18 protein-coding genes are annotated in these 17,319 nt (G+C 66.6%); 3 read left to right on the top strand and 15 right to left on the bottom strand.

What is annotated here, in order from left to right:
- Position 1: 1 nt before the first annotated feature.
- From ABD05_RS11240 to ABD05_RS11190, 11 genes are all read right to left on the bottom strand, one after another.
- Positions 2 to 619, bottom strand: coding sequence for a sigma-E factor negative regulatory protein (locus ABD05_RS11240; protein WP_047900180.1), 618 nt, complete (start codon positions 617 to 619; stop codon positions 2 to 4).
- Between the two features lie 86 nt (positions 620 to 705).
- Positions 706 to 1,305: an RNA polymerase sigma factor RpoE gene (rpoE, locus tag ABD05_RS11235; RefSeq protein ID WP_034183098.1), complete on the bottom strand. Its 600-nt coding sequence runs from the start codon at positions 1,303 to 1,305 to the stop codon at positions 706 to 708.
- 91 nt (positions 1,306 to 1,396) lie between these two features.
- Complete coding sequence (locus ABD05_RS11230; RefSeq protein ID WP_047900179.1) at positions 1,397 to 1,861, bottom strand: hypothetical protein; 465 nt, start codon at positions 1,859 to 1,861, stop codon at positions 1,397 to 1,399.
- Between the two features lie 11 nt (positions 1,862 to 1,872).
- Positions 1,873 to 3,105, bottom strand: a complete 1,233-nt coding sequence (fabF, locus tag ABD05_RS11225) for a beta-ketoacyl-ACP synthase II (protein ID WP_047900178.1) — start codon at positions 3,103 to 3,105, stop codon at positions 1,873 to 1,875.
- A 164-nt stretch (positions 3,106 to 3,269) separates the two neighbouring features.
- Complete coding sequence (gene acpP / locus ABD05_RS11220) at positions 3,270 to 3,509, bottom strand: acyl carrier protein (RefSeq protein ID WP_004197638.1); 240 nt, start codon at positions 3,507 to 3,509, stop codon at positions 3,270 to 3,272.
- A 144-nt stretch (positions 3,510 to 3,653) separates the two neighbouring features.
- A complete protein-coding gene (gene fabG / locus ABD05_RS11215; protein ID WP_034183095.1) occupies positions 3,654 to 4,403 on the bottom strand; it encodes a 3-oxoacyl-ACP reductase FabG in 750 nt (249 codons plus the stop codon).
- Between the two features lie 36 nt (positions 4,404 to 4,439).
- A complete protein-coding gene (gene fabD / locus ABD05_RS11210; protein ID WP_047900177.1) occupies positions 4,440 to 5,372 on the bottom strand; it encodes an ACP S-malonyltransferase in 933 nt (310 codons plus the stop codon).
- Between the two features lie 83 nt (positions 5,373 to 5,455).
- Positions 5,456 to 6,445 carry a beta-ketoacyl-ACP synthase III gene (locus ABD05_RS11205; protein WP_047900176.1) on the bottom strand — a complete coding sequence of 330 codons (990 nt, stop codon included), beginning with the start codon at positions 6,443 to 6,445 and terminating at the stop codon, positions 5,456 to 5,458.
- The gene (plsX, locus tag ABD05_RS11200) at positions 6,446 to 7,552 is read right to left on the bottom strand and encodes a phosphate acyltransferase PlsX (RefSeq protein WP_047900175.1); all 1,107 of its coding nucleotides are present in this window, start codon (positions 7,550 to 7,552) and stop codon (positions 6,446 to 6,448) included. It abuts the gene before it with no gap.
- Positions 7,553 to 7,681: 129 nt separating this feature from the next.
- A complete protein-coding gene (gene rpmF / locus ABD05_RS11195; protein WP_047900174.1) occupies positions 7,682 to 7,861 on the bottom strand; it encodes a 50S ribosomal protein L32 in 180 nt (59 codons plus the stop codon).
- 98 nt (positions 7,862 to 7,959) lie between these two features.
- Entirely contained in the window at positions 7,960 to 8,595 is a 636-nt protein-coding gene (locus ABD05_RS11190; RefSeq protein ID WP_047900173.1) for a DUF177 domain-containing protein, read from the bottom strand.
- Positions 8,596 to 8,825: 230 nt separating this feature from the next.
- Here ABD05_RS11190 and ABD05_RS11185 point away from each other — a divergent pair, with 230 nt between their 5' ends.
- Positions 8,826 to 9,458 (top strand): Maf-like protein, encoded by a 633-nt coding sequence (locus ABD05_RS11185; RefSeq protein WP_047900172.1) that lies wholly within the window; start codon positions 8,826 to 8,828, stop codon positions 9,456 to 9,458.
- Positions 9,455 to 10,177, top strand: a complete 723-nt coding sequence (locus ABD05_RS11180; protein ID WP_047900171.1) for an SAM-dependent methyltransferase — start codon at positions 9,455 to 9,457, stop codon at positions 10,175 to 10,177. Before ABD05_RS11185 ends, ABD05_RS11180 begins: the two co-directional genes overlap by 4 nt.
- A 51-nt stretch (positions 10,178 to 10,228) precedes the next feature.
- Here ABD05_RS11180 and ABD05_RS11175 read toward each other — a convergent pair whose 3' ends face one another.
- The 4 genes from ABD05_RS11175 to ABD05_RS11160 are packed head-to-tail and all read right to left on the bottom strand — an operon-like array spanning position 10,229 to position 13,301.
- The gene (locus ABD05_RS11175) at positions 10,229 to 11,221 is read right to left on the bottom strand and encodes a S49 family peptidase (protein ID WP_047900170.1); all 993 of its coding nucleotides are present in this window, start codon (positions 11,219 to 11,221) and stop codon (positions 10,229 to 10,231) included.
- Between the two features lie 12 nt (positions 11,222 to 11,233).
- Positions 11,234 to 11,635 (bottom strand): Rieske (2Fe-2S) protein, encoded by a 402-nt coding sequence (locus ABD05_RS11170; protein ID WP_047900169.1) that lies wholly within the window; start codon positions 11,633 to 11,635, stop codon positions 11,234 to 11,236.
- Positions 11,632 to 12,291, bottom strand: a complete 660-nt coding sequence (locus tag ABD05_RS11165) for an HAD-IA family hydrolase (protein WP_047900168.1) — start codon at positions 12,289 to 12,291, stop codon at positions 11,632 to 11,634. The genes ABD05_RS11170 and ABD05_RS11165 overlap by 4 nt, the downstream gene beginning before the upstream one ends.
- A 5-nt stretch (positions 12,292 to 12,296) precedes the next feature.
- Entirely contained in the window at positions 12,297 to 13,301 is a 1,005-nt protein-coding gene (locus tag ABD05_RS11160) for an RluA family pseudouridine synthase (protein WP_047900167.1), read from the bottom strand.
- A gap of 724 nt (positions 13,302 to 14,025) precedes the next feature.
- Here ABD05_RS11160 and ABD05_RS11155 point away from each other — a divergent pair.
- On the top strand, positions 14,026 to 17,217 hold the full coding sequence (locus ABD05_RS11155; protein ID WP_047900166.1) for an Rne/Rng family ribonuclease: 3,192 nt from the start codon (positions 14,026 to 14,028) through the stop codon (positions 17,215 to 17,217).
- Positions 17,218 to 17,319 lie beyond the last annotated feature (102 nt).

Raw genomic sequence — 17,319 nt, 5'->3', positions numbered from 1 at the left:
TTTATTGGCCTGGCGTGGTGGTCACGGCAGCGCGGATCAGCGGCATCGAACCCGTGACGACGGGCTGCTGCGCGAATTGCTGGTGCGCTTCGAGGTATTGGTCGAGGCTGGCGTCGCGAATGATGTTGACGTCCTGCAGCCCCGGCTGGGCCGACGCCTGCGCGACCGTCACGCGCTGCAGGTTGCCGCCTTGCGGCGCACCGACCGACGCGACCTGGACGGCGCCCGGCGTGCCGGCCGTCTGCAGTTGCGGAACGACGATCCACGTCAGCGTGGCCGCCGCGGCCGCCACCGCGAACGCGGGCACGACGCGCCGGCGCAGCGACAGCAGCCTGCGCGCGACCGGCGCGGCCGCCGGCGCGAGCAGGTGCGGCTCGCTTTCGAGCGCGGCCGACATGCGCGCGGTGAACGCGACGCTCAGCGCAGGCGACAACGCGAGCTCGTCCGAGCGCAGCGCATCGCCGATCAGGTGGTAATGGGCCCACGCAGCGCAATCCGCGCGGTTGAGCTCAGCCAGAAACTGCCCGTGATCCGGGCCATCGAACATTTCGCCGTCGACCAGCGCGGAAAGGCGCTCGCCGCGCGAGCACGCCTGCGACTGCGTATTGACCGACCCCATGATGCTCCCCATCTTGCACACCCCGTCGTGACTTCACGACTCTATCCGTAACTAGACCCCGACCCGCGTCGTTCCGCCTGTCGCGCTTACCAGCGCTTGCCTTCGGGCGTATCGAGCAGCGGACGCAATTTGGCAGCGATTGCCTCGCGAGCGCGGAAGATCCGCGACCGGACCGTCCCGATCGGACAGCCCATCATTTCCGCGATCTCTTCGTAGCTCAGGCCCTCGATCTCGCGCAGCGTAATCGCCTGGCGCAGTTCTTCGGGCAAGGCGGCCATTGCAGCGTTGACCGTCTCGGCAATCTGCTTGCTCATCAACATCGACTCAGGCGTGTTGATATCCCTTAGTTGGTCTGCGTCGGAGAAAGTTTCAGCTTCCTCGGCATCGGCCTCGGTCGAGGTCGGTGCGCGGCGACCCTGCGTCGCAAGGTAGTTCTTCGCCGTATTGACGGCAATCCGGTACAACCACGTGTAGAACGCAGACTCGCCGCGAAATTGCGGCAGCGCACGATACGCCTTGATGAACGCGTCCTGGGCCACATCCTCGACCTCGGCGGGATCCCGCACGAGGCGCGAGATCAGCCGAATGATCTTGCGGTGGTATTTGGAGACCAGGAGTTCGAACGCTGCCTTGTCGCCCTTCTGTACGCGCTCGACCAGAACCTGATCAATTTCTTTTTCACTCACCTGACGAATCCATTAACTAGGGATGCAACGCGGAGCGCTATTGTAGCGTTCCCGCGTCGGCCGCTGGTTACGGTCGGTAACCGCGCCGCCGTCATGCCCGCCCCGCCGCGCCCGCGGTTCTCGCGAGCACGGACAACGCGCTGAACGACGCGGCGTCGAGCGCATCGGCCGGAATCAGCAGCGGCCGGGCCCGCCGGGCGCCCTGCCCGACCGACAGCACGAGCAGCAGGCTGCTCCAGTGCGCATGGCCGGTCACGCGGCCGCGTGCCAGCAGCCGCCCGGTGCGACCAAATGCCGCAACCTCCCCGAATGCGTCGATCTGCAACTCGGCCGGCAGCCGGCGGGCGCAGGCCCGCGCGGCGCACACGGCCAGCAGCGCGGCCGTCGCGGCCGACACGCATGCGCCGGCGGCAGCGCCCGCGCGCGGCGCCCAGAACAGGAACGCCGACGCGGCAGCCGACGCGACGAACGCGGCCAGCACGACATACGACACGGCCGAGGCCCGCAACGCAAAGCGCTGCGGACGCCCGGCCGGAGCATCGAATGGACTCGTCAAGCGATTCGGCGTCAGACGCGCTTGAACACCAGCGTGCCGTTGGTACCGCCGAAGCCGAAGTTGTTCTTCACGGCCACGTCGATCTTCATGTCACGTGCGGTGTTCGCGCAGTAATCGAGATCGCACTCGGGGTCCTGGTTGAAGATGTTGATGGTCGGCGGCGACACGTTGTTGTGCAGCGCCAGCACCGTGAACACCGACTCGAGGCCGCCCGCGCCGCCCAGCAGGTGGCCCGTCATCGACTTCGTCGAGTTCACGACGAGCTTGTACGCGTGCTCGCCGAAGGCCGCCTTCACCGCGTCGGACTCGTTCTTGTCGCCCAGCGGCGTCGACGTGCCGTGCGCGTTCAGGTACTGGACCTCGTCCGCGTTCACGCCGGCGTCGCGCAGTGCCGCAACCATGCAGCGGCGAGGGCCGTCCATGTTCGGCGCGGTCATGTGGTACGCGTCGCCGGTCATGCCGAAGCCCGAGACTTCCGCGTAGATCTTCGCACCGCGTGCCTTCGCCGCCTCGTACTCCTCGAGCACCATCACGCCGGCACCTTCGCCCAGCACGAAGCCGTCGCGGTCCTTGTCCCACGGACGGGACGCAGTTGCCGGATCGTCGTTGCGGGTCGACAGCGCGCGCGCTGCCGCGAAACCGCCGATACCGAGCGGCGACACCGTCGATTCGGCGCCGCCCGCGACCATCACGTCCGCGTCGCCCGCCTGGATCAGGCGCGCCGCGAGGCCGATGCTGTGCAGGCCGGTCGTGCAGGCCGTCACGGCCGCGAGGTTCGGGCCCTTCAGGCCGAACATGATGCTCAGGTGACCCGAGATCATGTTGATGATCGAACCCGGCACGAAGAACGGCGAAATCCGGCGCGCACCGCGATCGACGTAGGTCTGGTGCGTATCTTCGATCATCGGCAGGCCGCCGATGCCGGAACCGACCAGCACGCCGATGCGTTCCGCATTGGCTTCGTTCACCTCCAGCCCGCTGTCCTTAAAGGCCTGGACGCCGGCGGCGATGCCGTAATGGATGAACGTATCCATGCTGCGGGCTTCCTTCGCCGGGATGTACTCCTCGGCGCTGAAACCCTTCACCTCGCCCGCGAAATGCACGGCGAGATTCGACGGATCGAACTTCGTGACGGTGGCGATACCGGACTTGCCGGCGACGAGATTGGCCCAGCCGTCGGCAACATTATTGCCAACAGGCGAAATAAGCCCCAGGCCTGTAACGACAACACGACGGCGGCTCACGGTAACCTCTTTTCCATTATTGGATGACAAAAACAAAAGCCACAGTGGCCACAGGAACCAGCCCTGCGAGCCCTGTGGCTGTTAGTCCGTCCGGCGCGAAGCCGGCTGGATGGCGCGTCAATCGCGAAGATCGCGGCGACGTGGCGGACAAGCGCGAAAGGCGCTTACGCCTTGACGTTTGCGCGAGCGTAGTCGATCGCTTGCTGAACGGTCGTGATCTTCTCTGCTTCTTCGTCCGGGATTTCCATGCCGAACTCGTCTTCCAGAGCCATCACCAGTTCGACCGTGTCGAGCGAGTCGGCGCCCAGGTCGTTCACGAACGAAGCTTCGTTCTTGATCTCGGCTTCCGCAACGCCCAGTTGTTCAGCGACGATCTTCTTGACACGTTGTTCGATGTTGTCCATTACCCCTCCGAGGGAAAGTTCAGATTTACAAGTGCGCGCATTTTATCAGGTTTGCTGACGCCAAAACGCGCGTTGGCTTGATGGTCGATCAAGCACCGATCCGCCTGAAAAACGGGATACGGCGCGGATGGTAAACGAAAATCGTTACGACATGTACATGCCGCCGTTCACGTGCAGCGTCGTGCCGGTAATGTAACCGGCCTGCGGCGAAGCGAGGAACGCGACGGCATGGGCGATGTCTTCCGGGCTGCCGAGGCGGCCGAGCGGAATCTGGGTCTTGAGCGCGGCCTGCTGTTCTTCCGGCAGCGTCTTCGTCATGTCGGTGTCGATGAAGCCCGGCGCGACGCAGTTCACGGTGATGCCGCGGCTGCCGATCTCGCGCGCGAGCGCACGCGTCATGCCCGCAACGCCGGCCTTCGCGGCCGCGTAGTTGACCTGCCCCGGGTTGCCGGCCGAACCGACCACCGACGTGATGTTGATGATACGGCCGCCGCGCGCCTTCATCATCGGGCGCAGCACCGCGCGCGACAGGCGGAACACCGACTTCAGGTTGGTGTCGATCACCGCGTCCCAGTCCTCGTCCTTCATCCGCATCGCGAGCTGGTCCTGCGTGATGCCCGCGTTGTTGACGAGTACGTTCAGCGCGCCGAATTCCTTCACGGTCGCGTCGATCAGCGCCTCTGCGGCCGCCGCGTCGTTGACGTTCAGCACCGCGCCGCGGCCCGTGACGCCCGCTTCCGCGAACGCCGCGGTGATCGCGGCAGCGCCCGATTCGCTCGTCGCGGTGCCGATCACCGTCGCGCCCAGGCGCGCGAGTTCGAGCGCGATCGACCGGCCGATGCCGCGCGACGCGCCGGTCACGATCGCAACCTGTTTATCGAGAGTCTTTTCCATGAATCGAGTATCCGTCTCTTGAGAAAAGGCGCCGCGTCAGGCGGTCGCCAGCTTGAGCGCTTCGTCGAGCGACGCCGGATCGAACACCGACGCACCCGTCAGGTTGCCGTCGATGCGCTTCGTCAGGCCGGCGAGCACCTTGCCCGGACCGCATTCGATCACGTGCGTGACGCCCGCGCCGGCGATGTGCTGCACGCACTCGACCCAGCGCACCGGGCCTGCGGCCTGGCGCACCAGCGCATCCTTGATCGCGGCCGGATCGCTGACCACGGCGACGTCGATGTTGTTGACGACCGGAATCTGCGGCGCCTGCACGTCGACGTTCGCGAGAAAGTCGCGCAACTGGTCCGATGCCGGCTTGAGCAGCGACGAATGGAACGGTGCCGACACGGGCAGCGGCAGCGCGCGCTTCGCGCCCTTCGCCTTCGCGATCTCGCACGCCTTTTCGACGGCGGCCTTGTTACCTGCGATCACGACCTGCGCAGGCGCATTGAAGTTCACCGCTTCGACGACGCCCGCTTCCGCGGCTTCGGCGCACACCGCGCGCACCGTGTCGTCGTCGAGGCCCAGGATCGCGGCCATGCCGCCCTGGCCGACCGGCACGGCCGTTTGCATCGCCTGCGCGCGGAAGCGCACGAGCGGCACCGCGTCCTTGAACGCGAGCGCGCCCGCCGCGACGAGCGCCGTGTATTCACCGAGACTGTGGCCGGCGACGATCGACGGCGCCGGGCCGCCTGCCTGCTGCCACGCGCGGTAGCACGCGTACGCGGCCGTCAGCATCACGGGCTGCGTGTTGGTGGTCAGATTCAGCTCTTCGGCCGGGCCTTCGGCGATCAGCTTGCCGAGGTCCTGATTGAGTGCATCGGACGCTTCCTGGAGCGTCTCGCGCACGACGGCCAGATCGGCGAATGCGTTGAGCATGCCGACTGCCTGCGAGCCCTGCCCCGGAAAAACGAATGCAAATTTCATATCGTCCCCAATTGAATCGATTCGGACGGCGCGCACGAACGGCGCGCCGATTGGATCCGCGCGCAGCAGTCGCGCGCCGCGGATCAGAAGCGGAAGACCGACGCGCCCCAGGTGAAGCCGCCGCCGACACCCTCGATCAGCACGTGCTGGCCACGCTGGATGCGACCGTCGCGCACCGCGGTGTCGAACGCCAGCGGGATCGACGCGGCCGACGTGTTGCCGTGCTGGTCGACCGTCACGACCATGCGTTCCTGCGGCAGGCCGAGCTTGCGGCAGGTGCTGGTCATGATGCGGATGTTGGCCTGGTGCGGAATCAGCCAGTCGATTTGCTCGGGCGCGAGATTCGCCTTGGCGAGCGCCTCGATCGCAACCTTTTCGAGCACGTTGACCGCGAGCTTGAACACAGCCTGACCGTCCATGTACAGGAACGCACTGCCTTCGATCACGCCGCGGTTGACGTTGCCCGGCGTGCAGAGAATATGTGAATAGCTGCCGTCCGCGTGCAGCGCGCTGCCGAGCACGCCCGGCTCTTCCGACGCGGACAGGATCACCGCGCCCGCGCCGTCGCCGAACAGCACGCAGGTGGTACGGTCCTTGAAGTCGAGGATGCGCGAGAACGTCTCCGCGCCGACCACGAGTGCCGTGCGGTGCTGGCCGCTGCGGATGAAGCTGTCGGCCGTCGCCATCGCGTACGCGAAGCCCGAGCACACGGCCTGCACGTCGAATGCGGCGCCGCCGTTCTTGATCCCGAGCTTGTTCTGCAGCAGGCATGCGGTGCTCGGGAACACGAAATCGGGGGTCGAAGTCGCGACGATGATCAGGTCGATCGACTGCGGATCGATACCGGCCATTTCGATCGCACGACGCGACGCCTCGAGCGCGAGGTCGCTCGTCGTGACGTCCGGTGCGGCGAAATGGCGCGCATGGATGCCCGTGCGCGCAACGATCCATTCGTCGCTCGTCTCGATGCCTTCCTTCGCAAGACGATCGGTCAGCTGCTGGTTCGTGACGCGGTCGGGCGGCAGATAGCTGCCCGTGCCGAGCACGCGGGAATAGAGAGTCGATTGGGCCATTTATGCTTTAGAGGATTGCGCAGCGGAAGGTTCGGCGTGCGGGCCTGCGGCCGGGCTTGCATGGCCCGCGCCGCCCGCGTCGTGTCCGCCGTCGCCGAGCGACACCGAATTGTCCGCCATCGCGCGCGCGAGGCGCTCCAGCACGCCGTTTTTGACCGCATCATACCCGCGTTTGATCGCCCACTCAAACGCGTAGGCGTCGGCCGAACCGTGGCTCTTGATCACGAGGCTCTTGAGCCCCAGCAGCGCCGCGCCGTTGTACTGGCGGTGGTCGACGCGCTTCTTGAAACGCATCAGGACAGGCAGCGCGAGCAGCGCCATCAGCTTCGACATCAGCGAACGGCCGAACTCCTCGCGGATGATGTCGGACAGCATCTGCGCAAGCCCCTCGGACGTCTTCAGCGCGACGTTGCCGACGAAGCCGTCGCACACGATCACGTCGACGGTGCCCTTGTAGATGTCGTTGCCTTCCACGTTGCCGCGGAAATTCAACGTGCTGGCGCGCAGCAGCTCGCCCGCACGCTTGATCGTCTCGTTGCCCTTGATGACCTCTTCGCCGATGTTCAGCAGGCCGATCGTCGGCCGCTCCTTGCCTTCGAGCGCGGCCACGAGCGCATGCCCCATTTCCGCGAACTGCAGCAGGTGCTGCGGCTCGCAGTCGACGTTCGCGCCGAGGTCCAGCATCATCGTGTAGCCGGTCGGGTTCGGCAGCGCGAACGCGATCGCGGGCCGCTCGATGCCGGGCAGCGTCTTGAGTACGTAACGGGAAACGGCCATCAGCGCGCCGGTATTGCCGGCGGAGATACAGGCCTGCGCCGCGCCTTCCTTGACGTGGTTGAGCGCGACGCGCATCGAAGAATCCTTCTTCTTGCGCAGCGCCACTTCGACAGGGTCGTCCATCGCCACGACTTCGGTGGCGGGCACGATGGTCAGCGCGGGATCGTCGAGGGCTTTCAGCTTCTTGAGCTGAGCGCGGATCGCGCTTTCGATGCCGACGAGCATCAGGTGCGCATCGGGATGCGCGCGAACGAACTTGACTGCCGCGGGAACGGTCACGGACGGGCCGTGGTCGCCTCCCATGCAATCGATTGTGAGCTTTACGGTCATGGAATGCGACGAATTTCAGGCACAAAAAAGCGGCAGTTGAATGCCGCCTTTTTGTTGCGCCAGGAAAGTGTCAAGCGAACCAGTTGTCACGCGAACGGCGAACGTAGCGCGCAACGCGTGACTTGACGCTTAGTCGTTCTTCGTCTTGACGACTTTCTTGCCGCGATAGTAGCCGTTCGGGCTGACGTGGTGACGCAGATGCACTTCACCCGTGCTCGGCTCGACTGCCAGCGGCGACGCCGTCAGGAAATCGTGCGAACGATGCATGCCGCGCTTCGACGGCGACTTCTTGTTTTGCTGGACTGCCATGACTAACTCCTAAATAATTTTCCGGATTCTAACACAGCCCGATCCGGCGCTTAACTACCCTGGCCCAAAGCCCTTACGCCTTCCCGCGCCACAACTGCTTAGTGTTTCTTGGTGCCGTCACCGTCCTTCTTCAGCGCTTGCAGCGCTGCGAACGGATTCGGCCGTTTGCCTTCGTCCCCGGCTTCGCCGGACTCTTCGCCCGCCTCTTCCTCAGGACCGCTCGCACCCGACACGAGGCTTTCGTGAACTGCCGGGCAAACCTCGTGCTTGGGCACGAGCGGCAACGAAAGCAGCAATTCCTCTTCGATCAAGTCGACGAGATCGAACTGGCGTGAGCCCACGATCACATCGGCTTCATCGTCGTCGAGCGGAAACTCTTCAGCTTCTTCTTCAGTCGCGACGACGCGGTACGTCATGTCGACGTCGAACGTCTGGTCGTACGGGGTCACGCAGCGCTGGCACGTGAGCCATGCATGGCCATGCACCGCGAGGCGCAGATACGGCTGCTGCCCATCGGCGCCGTCGTCCTGCAATTCCTTCTGCGTGAACCCTTCCGCCTGCCACGTGAAGACCGTGTCGCGATCTGGCGCGTCCGCCGGCACTTCGTTTAACATGCGCGGCAGTTGCGAGAGGCGCACCGCCCCTGCTGCCTGTCGCCCGCTGCGGGCAAACTCGAACAGATCGACTGCGTGCGGATCAAGCGGTGCCGCAGGTTTGCCAGAAGAAGTGTTCATGTGCGCTCCTGCCTACAGGCTGACTTGCGGATCCGGCTTGGCGCCGCTCACGTACGGCTCATCTGCGGATGACGTACTTTACTTCCGAAGATCCGGCAGGCGCCACCACTACAGAAGCCTGCCGACGAAAAGCGGGAAAGCATACCTGTTTTACCTTTTGCGGTCAATCACTTAAGCTTGCGTCCGCGCAACGCCGCGCAACACCCGACGACTCACCGACCCAACCGACCATGCCGGATACCGTTTGCCGCCCGCCGCGGCTGATTCTTGCCTCCAGTTCCCGCTACCGCCGCACGCTCCTCGAGCGCCTCGGCGTGCCGTTCGACGTCGTGTCGCCCGACCTCGACGAAACCCCGCTCGACGGCGAAACCCCGGCCGCGACCGCCCTGCGCCTCGCCGGCGCGAAAGCACGCGCCGGCGCCGCGACGATCGACGCGCCGGACGGCGTGCTCGTGATCGGGTCGGACCAGGTCGCGACCTTCGACGGGCTCCAGATCGGCAAGCCCGGCACGCATGAACGCGCGCTCGCGCAGCTCGTGTCGATGCAGGGCCGCGAAGTCGAATTCCACAGCGCACTCTGCCTGTACGACAGCCGCACGGGCGAAGCGCAGGTCGAGGACATCGTCACGCGCGTGCGCTTCCGCTCGCTGCCCGAGGCCGAACTCGACGCATACCTGCGCGCGGAAACGCCGTACGACGTCGCCGGCAGTGCGAAATCCGAAGGGCTCGGCATCGCGCTGCTCGACGCGATCGACTCGAACGACCCGACCGCGCTCGTCGGCCTGCCGCTGATCGCGCTCACGCGGATGCTGCGCGCCGCCGAATATCCGCTGTTCGCAACCACCCGTGGAGACCGCGCATGACGGCCGGCACGCTTTATCTCGTCCCGAACACGCTCGGCGAAGGCGACGAATCGATGCTCGCCGCCGTGCTGCCCGCGGCCGTGCAGGCACGCGCCGGCACGCTCGGCTATTACATCGGCGAGAACGCGAAAACGACGCGCGTCTTTCTGAAGAAGATCGGCACGACGCGCCCGATCCAGGAAATCGAGATCCGCGAGCTGAACGTCAATACGCCGGCCGGCCAAATCGACCGGCTGCTCGCGCCCGTGCTCGCCGGCGCGGACGCCGGCCTCGTGTCCGAGGCCGGCTGCCCGGCCGTCGCCGATCCCGGCGCGTTGCTGGTACACCGCGCGCACGAGCGTGGCGTGAAGGTCGTGCCGCTCGTCGGACCGAGCTCGATCCTGCTCGCGCTGATGGCGTCGGGCCTGAACGGCCAGAGCTTCGCGTTCAACGGCTACCTGCCGGTCGATGCGGCCGCGCGTGCGAAGCGCCTGCGCGAACTCGAGCAGTTGTCGCGCAAGGCGCGCCAGACGCAGATCTTCATCGAGACGCCGTACCGGAACCACGCGATGCTCGACACGCTCGTCGCGACCTGCGCGCCGTCGACACAGATCTGCGTCGCGGCCGACCTGACCCTCGCGACCGAGACGATCGCGAGCCGCACCGTGGCGGACTGGAAAAAAGCGCCTGCGCCGAATCTGCACAAGCGCCCTGCGATCTTCCTGCTGCTCGCGAACTGAAGCCGCGGCCGGCCAGCGGGCCATCGCGGCCCGCCGGACGCCCGTCGCCGGTCAGCGCAGGCTGAACGACGCGCCGCCGGCCGTCAGCGCCTTCATCGCGGCGCCGCCGACGGCCGCGCCGAACTTGCGCGCGACGCGGTTCGTCAGGCTTTCCTTCACCGTATAGTCGACGAGATCGGGCGCCTTCAGTACGTCGCGCGCAACCGTATCGGTCGTGCCGTAACCGTCGGCGAGGCCGAGCTCGACGCTCTTCGCACCGGTCCAGAACAGGCCGGAGAACATGTCGGGCGTCTCATGCAGCCGCTTGCCGCGGCCGTCCTTCACGGCCTTGATGAACTGCGCGTGCACCTGGTCGAGCAGCGCCTGCGCATGCACGTCCATCTTCGACGTCTCCGGCGAGAACGGATCGTAGAAGCCCTTGTTTTCGCCCGACGTATGGAGGCGCCGCTCGACACCCAGCTTGCCCATCAGCCCGGTGAAGCCGAAACCGTCCATCAGCACGCCGATCGACCCGACGATGCTCGCCTTGTCGACGAAGATCTTGTCGGCCGCGGCCGCGATGTAATAGCCGCCCGATGCGCACATGTCGGTCACGACGACGTACAGCGGCTTGTCCGGGTGCTTCGCCCGCAGCCGCCGGATCTCGTCGTAGACCATGCCGGCCTGCACGGGGCTGCCTCCCGGGCTGTTGATCCGCAGCACGACGCCGACCGTGCCGTCGTCGTCGAATGCGGCGTCGAGCGCGGTGTTGATGTCGTCGGCGTTCGCATTGACGCCTGCCGCGATCTCGCCGTCGATCGTCACGAGCGCCGTATGCCGCCCGCTCGACGAGAATTTCGAATCGCTCGAGAAGTCGATCAGCGCGAACGCGAGCAGCACGAACACGCCCAGGAACGCGAAGCGGAAGAAGATCTTCCAGCGCCGCGCCGCGCGCTGCTCCTTCACGGCCGCGAGCGCGATCCGCTCGAGCGCCGCGCGCTCCCAGTTCGGTTCACGGCTGTCGGGACGGGAGGAAGAATCCGGGGAATTCGGTTGGTCGGCCATGCGGTATTGTCGTCAGTCGGTCGTGGCGGGAGTGGCAGGACGCAGGTCGGCGTCGGGCACCCAGAATACCGCACGCCCGTCGGGCGTGTCGCGTTCGTCGACCTCGACCGGCCGAAGGCGGCCGCCGCGGCACGGGCCGCCGACGCACTTGCCGGTATCCGGTGCGTAGATCGCGCCGTGCGTCGCGCACATCAGGTACAGGCCCGACGACTCGAAGAACTGCCCTTCGGACCAGTCGAGCTCCATCGGCACGTGCGCGCAGCGATTCAGGTAGCCATATGCGCGACCGTCGTAGCGCACGAAGAACACGACGGCCTGCTCGCCGCGCAGCGTCGCGTCGACGCGCACGCCGGCGCCGCCGTCGGCCAGCGCGTCCGATGCGCACACGCGCACCGATTCCGGCGCCGCGCTCATGCGTGCTCCCGCAGCCACGCGGCCAACGCGTCGACGTCCGGTGCGACGAAACGCGGCGCGAGCGCAGCCAGCGCATCGGCCGTGTGCGCGCCGTATGCGACACCGACGCCGGCCGCTCCGGCGCTCGCGGCCATCTGCAGGTCGTGCGTCGTGTCGCCGATCATCACGGTGCGCGCGAGGTCCTGCCCCAACTCCCGGGACAGCTCGTGCAGCATCGCCGGATGCGGCTTCGAGAACGTCTCGTCCGCGCAACGCGTCGCATCGAACAAACTCGTCAGCTTCGACTGGTCAAGCACGCGGTTCAGCCCGACCCGACCCTTGCCGGTCGCGACGGCAAGCAAGTAGCCCGTATCGCGCAACTCGGCAAGCAGCTCGCGCACGCCGGCGAACAGCTCGATGCGCTGGTCGTCGAGCAGATAGTGATAGCGGTAGCGCTCGGCCAGCCGCGGATAGTCGGACGGATCGAGGGTCGGAGCGGTAATCTGCAGCGCGTCGCGCAGGCCGAGGCCGATCACGTAGCGCGACGCCTCGTCGGATGGCGTGGGCAGGCCGAGATCGCGGCATGCGGCCTGGATGCTGTGCGCGATGTGCGCAGTCGAATCCATCAGCGTGCCGTCCCAGTCGAAGACGATCAGGTCAAATTGCTGTCGAGCCATGCGGTTCAGGCGGTATCGCGCAGTGCGCTGAGTTGGTCGAGAAAGCGCTGGCATTCGTCCGGCAGCGGCGCATCGAACTGCAGCGCCTCGCCGGTCAGCGGATGGGCGAGCCGCAGCCGGTACGCATGCAGGAACATCCGTTTCAACGACGGCTGTGCGTTCGCGCGCGCCAGCGCCTTGTTCAGTGCGAAATCGCCATACTTGGCGTCGCCGGCGATCGGCAGGCCGAGATGCGCGAGGTGCACGCGGATCTGATGGGTCCGACCCGTCTTGAGTTCCGCTTCGACGAGCGCGTACTCGGGCCAGCGGTCGACGAGGTTGAACACCGTATGCGACGGCAGCCCGTCGTCCTGCACGCGCACGCGGCGCTCCCCTTCCGGGGTCGAATACTTGAACAGCGGCGCCTTCACCGCGCGGCGGCGCCCCCAGTCGGGCTGCCATTCGCCGTGGGCGCACGCGAAGTAGCGCTTGTCCATCCGGTTCTCGCGGATCTGCTCGTGCAGGCCCACGAGCGCCGTGCGCTTCTTCGCGAGCATCAGGATCCCGGAGGTCTCGCGGTCTAGCCGGTGCACGAGTTCAAGGAATTTCGCGCGCGGGCGCGTCTGGCGCATCTGCTCGATCACGCCGAACGCGACGCCGCTGCCGCCGTGCACGGCGACCCCGGCCGGCTTGTCGATGACGAGCATCGCATCGTCCTCGTACAGCACGTCGAAATTCGCTGGCGGCACGATGGGCGTGTCGGCGCGCGCGAGGTCCGCCGCCGCCACGCGCACGGGCGGCACGCGGACGATGTCGCCAAGGGCGAGGCGGTACTGCGCGTCGATCCGGCCCTTGTTCACGCGCACTTCGCCGCTGCGGAGGATCCGGTAAATATGGCTTTTCGGCACGCCTTTACAGACGCGCAACAGGAAGTTGTCGATCCGCTGACCGACCGAGTTTTCGTCGATCTCGATCATCGATACCTGGCCGCTTGCGACCGAATTCTGGGATATTTTGCCTAACTCATTCATACTGAATATAATTTTGCCCAGCCTGACGTTGAGGGTGGCCTGACCGGCCGGCCCCGACCGAGTCGGGCAAGGCGCAAGCGGAAACCGTTATTTTACTTGCGCCGGGGGTCCGCTGCTCGCCCCTAATCAAAGAGATGCAGCAAGTTGCACGCACGGCGCCGCCCGTCGGCAAGGATCGCGCCCACAGGCGGATTCGGTCGGCAAGGCGCCGCGGTAACGGAAAGTTGGTTGAAAAGAATTTGATCGGCAGCCCGACGGCGCGAAGTGCGTCCGCAGGCTGCCGGTTGCGAAAATTACGGCGTTGCGCCCGATTTGGCCCCGCGAAGCGTGCGGGGCTTGGCGACGTCAAACCAGGGAAGTACACCCCAAGCGGGAAAGTCGGGCTGGATTCGATACTCCCCGCTGCGGCCCAAGCCGCAGCATCTGCCGCCCGTCGGCGCGCGCGACGCATTGCGCGCGCCCGTGGCAATGCCCGGACTCAGGCTTAGCGCGCTTTTTTGCAGCGTGCGGTGTGTGAACGCCGTGCTTTGAAGCCGTATTCGCAGGTGCCCTACGGCCGCCGGCCCCGTCTTTCGGGCCCAAGCGCCTCTTCAGGCAATTCTCCCCGCCATCGTTCCCGCTCCAGCGTGCTCGTGACAACACAACAAGGTGCGGCCTGCCGTCGTTCCCGCCTTCGCGGCTGACAACCGCGAGGCGCCGGCTGCGGAGCTGCCTGGAGTCGTTCATGAAACGCATGCTGTTCAATGCGACGCAGCAGGAGGAGCTGCGCGTCGCCATCGTCGATGGGCAAAAGCTCATCGACATCGACATCGAGACAGCCGGGCGCGAACAGCGCAAAGGCAATATCTACAAAGGTGTCATCACCCGCATCGAGCCGTCGCTCGAAGCGTGCTTCGTCAACTACGGCGAAGATCGCCACGGTTTCCTGCCGTTCAAGGAAGTTGCCCGCCAGTACTTCAAGGAAGGCATCGACATGCGCTCCGCGCGCATCCAGGATGCCCTGCGCGAAGGCCAGGAACTGATCGTCCAGGTCGAGAAGGAAGAACGTGGCAACAAGGGCGCCGCCCTCACGACCTTCATCTCGCTCGCAGGCCGCTACCTGGTGCTGATGCCGAACAATCCGCGCGGCGGCGGTGTGTCGCGCCGGATCGAGGGCGACGAGCGCCAGGAACTGCGCGAGACGATGTCGCAACTGCAGATTCCGGACGGGATGAGCATGATCGCCCGTACTGCGGGCATCGGCCGCAGCGCCGAGGAACTGCAGTGGGACCTGAACTACCTGCTGCAACTGTGGCGCGCGATCGAAGCGGCGTCGCAAAGCGGCAATTCCGGCCAGCCGATGCTGATCTACCTGGAATCGAGCCTCGTGATCCGCGCGATCCGGGACTATTTCCAGCCCGATATCGGCGAAATCCTGATCGACACGACCGAGATCCACGATCAGGCCCGTGCGTTCATGGATATCGTGATGCCGGACAATGTGTCGAAGGTGAAGCGCTACCACGACGACGTGCCGCTGTTCTCCCGCTTCCAGATCGAGCACCAGATCGAAACGGCCTATTCGCGCACGGTGCCGCTGCCGTCCGGCGGCGCGATCGTGATCGACCACACCGAAGCGCTCGTCGCGATCGACGTGAACTCGGCGCGTGCGACCAAGGGCGCGGACATCGAGGAAACCGCAACCCGCACGAACCTCGAAGCGGCCGACGAAGTCGCCCGCCAGCTCCGCCTGCGCGACCTCGGCGGCCTGATCGTGATCGATTTCATCGACATGGAATCGGCGAAGAGCCAGCGCGAAGTCGAGCAGCGCCTGAAAGACGCGCTCAAGCATGACCGTGCGCGCGTGCAGATGGGCAAGATCTCCCGCTTCGGCCTGATGGAGCTGTCGCGCCAGCGCCTGCGCCCGGCCCTGTCGGAAGGCAGCCACGTGACCTGCCCGCGCTGTAACGGCACCGGTCACATCCGCGACACCGAATCGTCCGCGCTGCAGGTCCTGCGGATCATTCAGGAAGAAGCGATGAAGGAAAACACCGCGGCGATCCACTGCCAGGTGCCGGTCGAGGTGACCGCCTTCCTGCTCAACGAAAAGCGTCAGGAAATCAACAAGATCGAGTCGCGCTTCAAGGTCGGCATCGTGCTGATCCCGAACAAGCACCTCGATACGCCGCACTACAAGCTCGAGCGCCTGCGTCACGACGACGCGCGCCTCGACGATCCGCGCGCGTCCTGGAAGATGGCCGAGGAAGCGGCTCGCGAACTCGAGTCGGAAACCGGCTACAGCAAGCGCACCGCAGAAGTGAAGCCGAAGCAGGAAGCGGCGGTCAAGGGCATCACGCCCGAGCGTCCGGCCCCGAGCCCGGCGCCACAGCGCCCGGTCGAGCCCGTTCCGGCCCCCGCACCGGTCGCCGCGACAAGCGGCGGCTTCATCGGCTGGCTGAAGGGTCTGTTCGGCGTGTCGCCGGCTGCGGCGCCCGCGCCGGTTGCTCCGGCACCGGCGAAGGAACAAGCGGCCCGCCCGGCTCGCGAGCGTACCGAGAAGACCGAGCAGCGCGGCGGCGATCGCAACCGCAACCGTCGTGGCGGCGCGCAGCAGGTGCAAGGCGGCCGTGACCAGGCAGCAGCAGGTCGTGGCCAGCCGCAGCGCCAGGAACGCGAAGGCAAGGAAGCGCGCGAACCGCGTGAAGGCCGTGAGCTGCGCGAGGGTCGCGAACCGCGTGAAGGTCGCGAAAACCGTGAAGGTCGTGAGGGCCGCGAAGGTCGCGAGGGCCGTGGCCAGCGCGAAGGTCGCGAACCGCGCGAGCCGCGTGAAAGCCGTGAGCCGCGTGAACCGCGCGAGAACCGCGAGCCGCGCGAGCGCGCCGAGCAGCCGGAAGGCGTCGACGCGGCCGGCCGTGGCGAGCGCCAGGAGCGCGGTGAGCGTCGCGAGCGCGGCGAACGCCGCAAGCCGACCCAGCATGCGGCTACGCTCGAGACCGTCAACCGTGGTGAAAACCATCCGGAACCGGAAGCCGACAAGGTCGTCGCAGAAGCGCTGCCCGGCGCCGAGCTGGCAGCCGATGCGGAAGCCGTCGCGCGTGACGGCGAGGAACGCCGTCGTCGCCGTCGCGGCCGCCGCGGCGGTCGTCGCGAACGTGACGAAGACGGCGCAATCGTCGACCAGGCCGAACAAGGCCAGGATGGCGAAGCCGCCGTGCAAACCGTGACGCCGGAAGCATCGGCAGCTGCCGAACCGGCCCACACGGCCGCACCGGCAGTCGTCGCGGCCGTGGCTGCGGCTGGCGCCGTCGTCGTCGAGGCAACCGTCGAGCAGCCTGCCGCACCGGCCGCTGTCGAAGCGCAACCGGCACCGGTCGAAGCGGCTCCGGCCGCTCCGGTCGAGCCCGCCGTCGCGGTGCAGGCAGCAGAACCGGCACCGGTCGCACCGGCCGTCGATACGGAAGCCGGTCCGGCTCCGGTCGCGGTTTCGCCGACCGATGCGTTCGAAGTGCCTGCAGCACCGGCAGCAGTGCCGGCCGCTGTCGAGGCGCCGCAGTCCGCGCCCGTCGAGCAGGTCGCACCGGCCGTGACGACCGAAGCCGCTCCGGTGGCTGTCGAACCGGTGGCTGTCGAACCGGTGGCTGTCGAACCGGTGGTTGTCGCACCGATGCATGTCGAACCGGCACCGGTCGAGGCCGTTGCAGCACCGGCACCGGCTCCTGCCCCTGTCCAACCGGTAGCCGCGCCCGCTTCGGCGAGCCTGGATGTCGTGCTGGAGCAGGCCGGTCTCGTCTGGGTGAACACGGACGCCGACAAGTTCGCCGCTGCGCAGGAAGTCGCGTCGCGCCTCCCGCGTCCGGCCCGCGTGCCGCGCGAACGCAAGGCGCTGCCGCCGGCCGATACGGCCCCGATGCAGCAGGTCGAAACAACGCACCACTGAACGGCGCATCGCCCGACCAGGAAAAGCCCGCCTCCGGCGGGCTTTTTTTTCATGTCCGCGCTGCGGGTTTCCGCCCACCGGCCCGGGCGGTCGCTTGCGGCT

The organism is Burkholderia pyrrocinia, from assembly GCF_001028665.1.
Taxonomy (GTDB): domain Bacteria; phylum Pseudomonadota; class Gammaproteobacteria; order Burkholderiales; family Burkholderiaceae; genus Burkholderia; species Burkholderia pyrrocinia.
Note: the sequence above shows the minus strand (reverse complement) of the source record. Positions and strands in the feature narration are given on the sequence as shown.